This window comes from Rheinheimera gaetbuli (assembly GCF_054781935.1).
The window spans coordinates 90,760-97,880 of sequence record NZ_BAAGTL010000007.1 but is presented as its reverse complement, the minus strand read 5'-3'; the positions used below and the strand labels follow the sequence as shown (position 1 = coordinate 97,880).

The window sequence follows — 7,121 nt, the reverse complement described above, 5'->3', positions numbered from 1 at the left end:
TATCTGTTTACTCATCACATCAGCGTTAAGTTCGTGCTGTGATTTGCCTGATACTTAGTTATCGGACAGCGGAATTTATACTTTAGAGAATTCGCCTATTTTTTTAAATTTTTTTATTAACACACTAATTTATATTAGTTTTTAACTTAAATTAATAAGAAATGATTAGCCGGCAATTTTTTGCCGGCCTAAATGGTATTAACGAATGTAATCGAACAAGGATGCATTGGTGATTTTAGCAAAAGTAGATTGTACTGCCTGTAAAGCGGTCTCTTCTTTGGTTAAATCAGCGATTACTTTGGAAAAGTCCACTTCGGCAATATCAGCCTGGTATTGGGTAGCCAAAATTTCCAGATCGGCATTAGAACCATTAATACTGTCTAGTACGTTAATTCGCCCGCCAATAGCTGAACGGGTAGCAGCAACACTGGTAGAGGCATCATCAATTTCACCAACCGCTTTGGCGACACTTGCCTGAAAAGCATCATCTACCGGCCCGGGCGTTCTTAGCGCAGTCATCAGCTCACTTAAGGTGTTTAAAATATTGGTTTTCTCTGGCGCAGGCAAAGTAAAATCGACCCTGCCAGCCCCAGCCGGACCGTTAACAACAATTTCCAGCCCGCTAAAGGTTATTGGCTGACCTGAAGTGTAAGCGCCGGTTACCGGTGGCGCTAGCGGCGCTCCGCCGCGCAGCACCTGATAATTACTCGGCGCAGTTAACTCGACACTAATGGTATTATTAGCCGGTGCTACCTTATCGTAGTTATTAATATAAAAACTGTTAAACACGTCTGGGTTTATCACATTTACCGCTGCACTGGTTGGCCCGGCCACGGCAATAACCGGTGCTGACGGCTGGGGTCGCACCTGCACACTATCGAACACCTTTTTGCCACTATCGTTTACCGGTAAGGTAACACCTGGGGATATCTGCAAGGCCTTTTGACCATCATCACCGTTAAACACATATTTGCCGGTTGATGCATCCAGGCTAAAGGCTTGCAAGCCATCCTGAAAGCCAGAAAATAAATATCCACCTTCAACGTTTCGACTGTTCATTAAATCAAACAGCTGCTGCTGAATACCTTCAATTTCTGAGGCCACAGCTTCACGTTCCGATTCAGAGTAGGAACCATTGCCGGATGCAATAGCCAACACACGTGCCCTATCCATTGCCGTGCGGATGGATCCCAAAACGGTTTCCTCCACCCCGAGGTTATTTTTTATGGCAATGCCATTTTGTTCAAACTGGGTTAACTGCGACAGATTTTGCCCCACACCAAGTACTTTAGCACTGCCGGACGGGTCATCAGCCGGGGTCAGAATTTTTGTTTGCTTAATCATCTGATCCTGGGCACGCAACAGCCGTTTTTGCGTGTTCAGTATACCGTCCAGGCTTTGATTAAATTTGCTGTTAAAGGTGATACGCATACATTACCTCACTGCCTGTAACAAGGTGTCAAAAATGGTTTGCGAAGTCGAAATGATTTTTGCCGATGCCGCGTAAGACTGTTGGAACCGTACCAAGTTAGCGGCTTCTTCATCCAGGCTAACTCCTGACAACGACTCTTTTAACTTTAGCGTTTGTGAGTACAGTGCCTCTGCTGCCGCCTGGCTGTTTCTGGCTTGCGCTGTCTTGTCGCCGACAAAACTTACCATAGTCCCGTATGCTTCATTAAAACTGACGCTGTTATCCGCATTTGGCGTCGCTACCGCATAGCGCCGCATTGTCTCTTCAGTTTGTTGCTTGGCCAGTTCCAGGCCATTGCGGTTATCGTTAAAACCACCGGTATTGTATTCAATAGTAAAGCTATCGCCGGTTTGCGGAATGCCGGTGATGTTAAAATCAAAGCCATAAGTACCTAAACCGGCTTCATCCATAATGTTATTCAACTGGCCATTGGGTAATACCGGTGTCGTGCCCAGCAGCGTGTTAGTATTGTCACGCACTTCAAACTGATTACCACCAATATGCGTTACGGTAAAGGGCGCGCCATTAATAGACGACGGTACAACAAATTGTGACGTTGCCGGGTTGGTGTTGGATACAATTAACTTATCAACCTGGCCGTTTCCCAAATTGTCTTGCGCAACCAGGCTACGCACCGGTGACGCCAGGGCGATATCTTCCGGCCTGGTCGTTGCCAGATCAATATTACGTGCTGCACTGGACAACGGCTTTAACGCAAAACGGTCACCGTTGTTCATCGGCCCGGTTACTTCAAGCGACAAACCATATAAATCTGGAAAGCCCGGCCCCAGAGTTTCTCTGTTCAGTGTCGCCGGAAATGCCGCTAAGGGAATGGTTTTTGCCGAGCCGGGCACCACATTACCTGAGGTATCTGTGGCTTCAAGCGTCAGCGTATTAGGGGCGGTAAAGGTTAATAGAAAGTCGTTTGGAGGCAATTGTGTAGCGTTGCCTGGCTCAATGCTTACTGTAACGGTACCGGTGCCGGTATTGCCCTGAAACGCCAGACCATTGCTGGTTGGCAGCACAAATAAATCCCCTCCTAACTCGCCGTTGGCATTCATGCCCAGCTTGTTTTGCGTGTTGAGCTTATCAGACATCGCCAATGCCAACTGCCCTAGCTGCATCTGGGTTGGGATCAGTAAATCATCGCGGAATTTAAGTAAGCCGCCCAGCTGACCGCCTAGCTCCTCAATACCTAAATTACGGATAACCGCAGGTCTTGAATTCAGACTCAGCTGCACATTACGTACATTCGGGTCCGGGTTACCATTAAGGCTTAAAATACTAAACTCGCCGTTTTCTACCACCAGCGACTGGCCGGTCGCCATAAATACCAGTTTTTCGCCGTTGTCGGAATCAAGCACTTTAATGTCGAGTTTCTCAGACAGCTGGCGCAAGGCTTCATCACGCCGGTCCAGCAAGTCCAGAGGCGGCTGGTTGTTATCACCACGGCCAAAACCGGCAATGCTGCGGTTGAGCTCGGAGATATTACGAATTAACGAATTAGTTTGGGTTAAATCTAAATCAAGTTGCTGATTCACATAACTGGCCTGATCCAGTACCAGATTAGACAAGGTAGCAAAACGGTCGGTCAGTGACTCACTGCTGCTGATAATTAATTGCCGGGTTGAGATAGCACTGGGGTCATTATTGGCCGTTTGCAGCTTTTGAAACAAATCATTCATCGCCGACGAAATACTGTTAGCTGGGTTAGAAAACAAACCATCAATCCGGTTGGCCTCGGCAGTATACTGATTAGCAAATGCCAGTTGCGACGTATCACGGCGTAGCTGTGCTGAGGTAAACTCACTGACCAGTCGCTCGGTTGTACCTTTGCCTACGCCTAAGCCCAAGGTTTGCGCTTCAAACTCAGTGCGTTGCCTTGAATAGCCCTGCGTATTAACATTGGCAATGTTATTACTGGTGGTACTAAGTAAGGTACTGTTCGATAACACAGCGGATGTACCTATGCGCAGTAAATTATCAGACATTGCTCTCTCCGGCGACACCGCTATCGGGCGTCAGTTGACTATTAATCGGCGTTATGTGCATTTTCTTGAGCCTGTTCAAGCTCAGACCTTACCTGCTGCATAGTAGGGCTTTGATATACCGCCATAATTTTTTTTGCATAAGCAGGGTCGGTGGCATAACCCGCTGCCTGTAATTGTTCAAAATAGCGCTTGGTGTCGTGCGTTGCTGCCACGGCATCTTCATACCGCGGATTACCACGGATAAAGGCCACGTAGTCCGACAAGCTGTGATCTAGTGAGCCATAAGAACGAAATTTGGCTTGCTCTTTTTGCGCTACGCCCTGGCGATATTCCAGGGTACTTACCACTGCTGTTTCACCTTGCCAGCCATTATTGGCTTTGATACCAAACAAATTAAAACTGTTACTACCACTGGCGGTCTTGATCATACGTTGGCCCCAACCGGTTTCCAGCGCCGCCTGCGCAACCAACGCCAACGGATCTAACCCCAGCACTTTGGCACTTTGCTGTGCCGCTGGCAGCAGCTTCTTGACAAAATCTACCGGGCTGGAAACCTGCCAACTGGCCTGTGCAGATAAATTATCTGTCTGCGTTTGTGCCGGTTTAATCGGTGAGCCATCAGTTGGGATAAAGGCTGCTTTAATAGCCGGCTGGCGATAAAGCGGCATCATTAAATCTGTATGAGTTGTGTCAGCTGAGGCTTTATCACCTTTATCCGCAGCCGGGCGGCCAGACAAAGCAGGGCTTAGCTGCTGCACCAGTATATCTGCTAAACCTAAAGCACCACTCTTTGCCAACTCAGTCGACATCTGGCTGTCGTGCATATCGCGGTAAAACTTGGTGGTTTGGCTATTCATCATGCCGTCCACCTCAAATGCAGCATTAGCTTTTCGCATGCTACTTAGCAGCATACTGAAGAAAATTGATTCAAATTGTTCGGCCGCCTGACGCAACGCGGCCTTTTCATCTTTACCTGCATGGCTGCGTATTTGCTGCAGGCTGGTTAAATCATGATAAGACATTTGGTTGCTGGTCGGGCTCATGTTAAATCACCACTAACTCGCCATGGATAGCACCAGCTTCTTTTAATGCTTCCAAAATTGCCATTAAATCACCTGGTGCGGCACCCACCGCATTAACAGTGCGGACCAGGTCGTCCAGCGTGACGCCAGGGTCAAATTTAAACATCCTTGATTGGTCCGGCCGCACGTCAATAATAGTGTTTTCTTCAATTGCAGTTTGGCCTTGTGCCAACGGGTTTGGCTGCACTACCCGTGGATTTTCCGCTATCGTCACGGTTAGACCGCCATGAGTTACGGCTGCCGGAAACAATCGCACTTCCTTACCTATGACAATAGTGCCGGTACGTGAGTTAATAATAATTTTCGCCGCATTATCGCCAGGCTCAAACGTCAGATTTTCCAGTGTGGACAAGTAAGATACGCGCTGGCTGATATCACGCGGCGCCCTAACTTGAACGGATGTGGCATCTTTTGAGTAAGCCGTGTCGGCGCCCATAAAGGCGTTAATTGCCTCAGCCAGACGCTTTGAGGTAGTAAAATCGGATTGTTTTAGATTAAAGGTAATAAAGTCGCCTTGAGCAAAAGGCGATATGACCTCACGCTCTACCGTTGCACCGTTAGGAATACTGCCCACTGTCGGCGTGTTGACCAAAATGCGCGAACCGTCCAATCCTTCGGCGCCTAAGCCACTTACTATTAAGCTACCCTGAGCTACCGCATACACATTACCGTCTAACCCCTTTAAAAAGGTTTGCATTAAAGTGCCCCCGCGCAGGCTTTTGGCACTGCCAACAGAAGAAACGGTAATGTTAAGCGTCTGGCCGGGTTTAGCAAAAGCGGGTAACTCAGCATGCACCGTTACTGCGGCAATGTTTTTCGTTTGTGCTTTTAAGTTGGCAGGCAACGAGATACCGAAATTGGTTAACATTGTACGAAAGCTCTGTTCAGTAAAAGCGCCTTGTTCGCCGGTACCAGGCAAGCCGACTACCAAGCCATAACCGACCAGTTGGTTACTGCGCACCCCTTCGATATCAGCAACATCTTTTATTCTTGCTGCCTGCGCAGGTAACATTGTCAATGCTAACGGCAACAGTACTGCGAGGATCCGTTTCATCTATGTTCTCCTAAAATGGCCATAACGGGCTGCTAAAAAACCGGCTCAACCAGCCTGGTGACTGGCCACCATGAGTAGCCCCTGTGCCACTGTATTCGATACGGGCATTGGCAATTTTTGTCGACTCGACAGTATTATTTACATCGACATCTTCAGAGCGGATAACACCGGTCAGCCGGATATATTCTTTGCCGGTATTGAGTGTCAGCCATTTTTCACCACGGATCACCAGATTACCGTTTGCCAGCACCTGCAACACATTGACAGAAATATCACCCACCAGCGAGTTACTCTGATCAGCTTTAGCATCACCTTTATAATTCGATGCAGAGCTGGCGCCAAATTGCAGCACATTACCCGCTACTGAAACGTTGCGACCACCAAGGCCAATCATTGGATCAAAGGAGGCTGAGCTGTCTTTTTTCGTTTCCGTCTTGGCATTTTTACTGGCCTGAGTGCGCTCTTTTAACACTACGGTAATAATGTCGCCTTCGTGTCGCGCTTTATTATCGGAATACAGGCTATTGGAATAGTTTTGTGCAAACAAAGAGCCATTGTGCACCAGTTGCCGAGTCGGCATCTCTGGCTGTAACGGTGCAAAATAAGGGTCGTTTGCCTGCGGCTCCTGCAAAGATGCACAACCAGACAAACCAACTATAATGCCGATGCCAATAATAGTGCGTAACATAACGCCTCCGATTACAACTGCTGAATTGCAAAGCCTAACATCTGGTCGACAGATGAAATGACTTTCGAATTCATTTCATACACGCGCTGACTTTCAATCAGACTCACCAGCTCTTCAGTAACATTGACGTTGGATGTCTCCAATGCTCCCTGTACGATAATACCTAAGCCCTCCAGCCCGGGAATGCCCTGCACCGGGGCTCCACTGGCGCCGGTTTCGCGAAACAGGTTTTGCCCAACAGGCTCAAGCCCAGCCGGATTGATAAAGTTCGTTACTGTAAGCTGCCCCAACACTGCTGGCTCACCCTGCCCTGGCAACTGCACAGATACCTGACCATCCTGCGCTACCGTTAAGCTTTGTGCATCAGGTGGCACCACAATATTGGGCTGCAACTGAAAGCCCGCACCTGACGTAACCAGACTGCCCTCATTATCAATAGTAAACTGACCATTGCGGGTATACGAGATCGTACCGTCAGGCATTAGGATCTCAAAAAAGCCGTGCCCCTGGATCATGATGTCCATGCTGTTGTCAGTCGTGATCATATTGCCCTGAGTGAAGTTTTTCTGCGTTGCCACCACCTTGGTACCAGCACCAATCATTAAACCATTGGGTAGCTCGGTATTTTGTGACGATGCCCCACCAGGCTGATTCACGTTCTGGTATAACAAGTCTTCAAAGATGGCGCGGCTTTTCTTAAAGCCAACCGTACTGGCGTTTGCCAGGTTATTAGAAATTACCGAAATATCACGCTGTTTAGCGTCTAATCCGGTTTTACTGATCCATAAAGCTGGATGCATAACTGCCTCCCGGGCCGTAACCCGTTATCTGGTGA

The 7,121-nt window shown here is 48.2% G+C and carries 6 protein-coding genes; all 6 read right to left on the bottom strand.

Annotated elements, in window-relative coordinates:
- Positions 1-198 precede the first annotated feature (198 nt).
- From flgL to flgG, 6 genes are read right to left on the bottom strand one after another with little or no spacing between them, the layout of a single operon-like run.
- Complete coding sequence (gene flgL / locus ACYVIC_RS07010) at positions 199-1,431, bottom strand: flagellar hook-associated protein FlgL (RefSeq protein WP_460858542.1); 1,233 nt, start codon at positions 1,429-1,431, stop codon at positions 199-201.
- A gap of 3 nt (positions 1,432-1,434) precedes the next feature.
- Positions 1,435-3,462 carry a flagellar hook-associated protein FlgK gene (gene flgK, locus ACYVIC_RS07005; protein ID WP_460858540.1) on the bottom strand — a complete coding sequence of 676 codons (2,028 nt, stop codon included), beginning with the start codon at positions 3,460-3,462 and terminating at the stop codon, positions 1,435-1,437.
- A gap of 41 nt (positions 3,463-3,503) precedes the next feature.
- Positions 3,504-4,505 carry a flagellar assembly peptidoglycan hydrolase FlgJ gene (gene flgJ, locus ACYVIC_RS07000; protein WP_460858538.1) on the bottom strand — a complete coding sequence of 334 codons (1,002 nt, stop codon included), beginning with the start codon at positions 4,503-4,505 and terminating at the stop codon, positions 3,504-3,506.
- 1 nt (position 4,506) lies between these two features.
- Positions 4,507-5,598: a flagellar basal body P-ring protein FlgI gene (locus tag ACYVIC_RS06995; RefSeq protein WP_460858536.1), complete on the bottom strand. Its 1,092-nt coding sequence runs from the start codon at positions 5,596-5,598 to the stop codon at positions 4,507-4,509.
- 10 nt (positions 5,599-5,608) lie between these two features.
- Positions 5,609-6,286 carry a flagellar basal body L-ring protein FlgH gene (gene flgH, locus ACYVIC_RS06990; protein ID WP_460858535.1) on the bottom strand — a complete coding sequence of 226 codons (678 nt, stop codon included), beginning with the start codon at positions 6,284-6,286 and terminating at the stop codon, positions 5,609-5,611.
- Between the two features lie 11 nt (positions 6,287-6,297).
- Positions 6,298-7,086, bottom strand: coding sequence for a flagellar basal-body rod protein FlgG (gene flgG / locus ACYVIC_RS06985; RefSeq protein WP_460858533.1), 789 nt, complete (start codon positions 7,084-7,086; stop codon positions 6,298-6,300).
- Between the last annotated feature and the right edge of the window lie 35 nt (positions 7,087-7,121).

What these genes read in the sequence shown, in the direction of transcription:
- flgK (WP_460858540.1), bottom strand. Translation starts at nt 3,462, where the DNA reads ATGTCTGATAATTTACTGCGCATAGGTACATCCGCTGTGTTATCGAAC.
- flgH (WP_460858535.1), bottom strand. Translation starts at nt 6,286, where the DNA reads ATGTTACGCACTATTATTGGCATCGGCATTATAGTTGGTTTGTCTGGT.
- flgL (WP_460858542.1), bottom strand. Translation starts at nt 1,431, where the DNA reads ATGCGTATCACCTTTAACAGCAAATTTAATCAAAGCCTGGACGGTATA.
- flgJ (WP_460858538.1), bottom strand. Translation starts at nt 4,505, where the DNA reads ATGAGCCCGACCAGCAACCAAATGTCTTATCATGATTTAACCAGCCTG.
- ACYVIC_RS06995 (WP_460858536.1), bottom strand. Translation starts at nt 5,598, where the DNA reads ATGAAACGGATCCTCGCAGTACTGTTGCCGTTAGCATTGACAATGTTA.
- flgG (WP_460858533.1), bottom strand. Translation starts at nt 7,086, where the DNA reads ATGCATCCAGCTTTATGGATCAGTAAAACCGGATTAGACGCTAAACAG.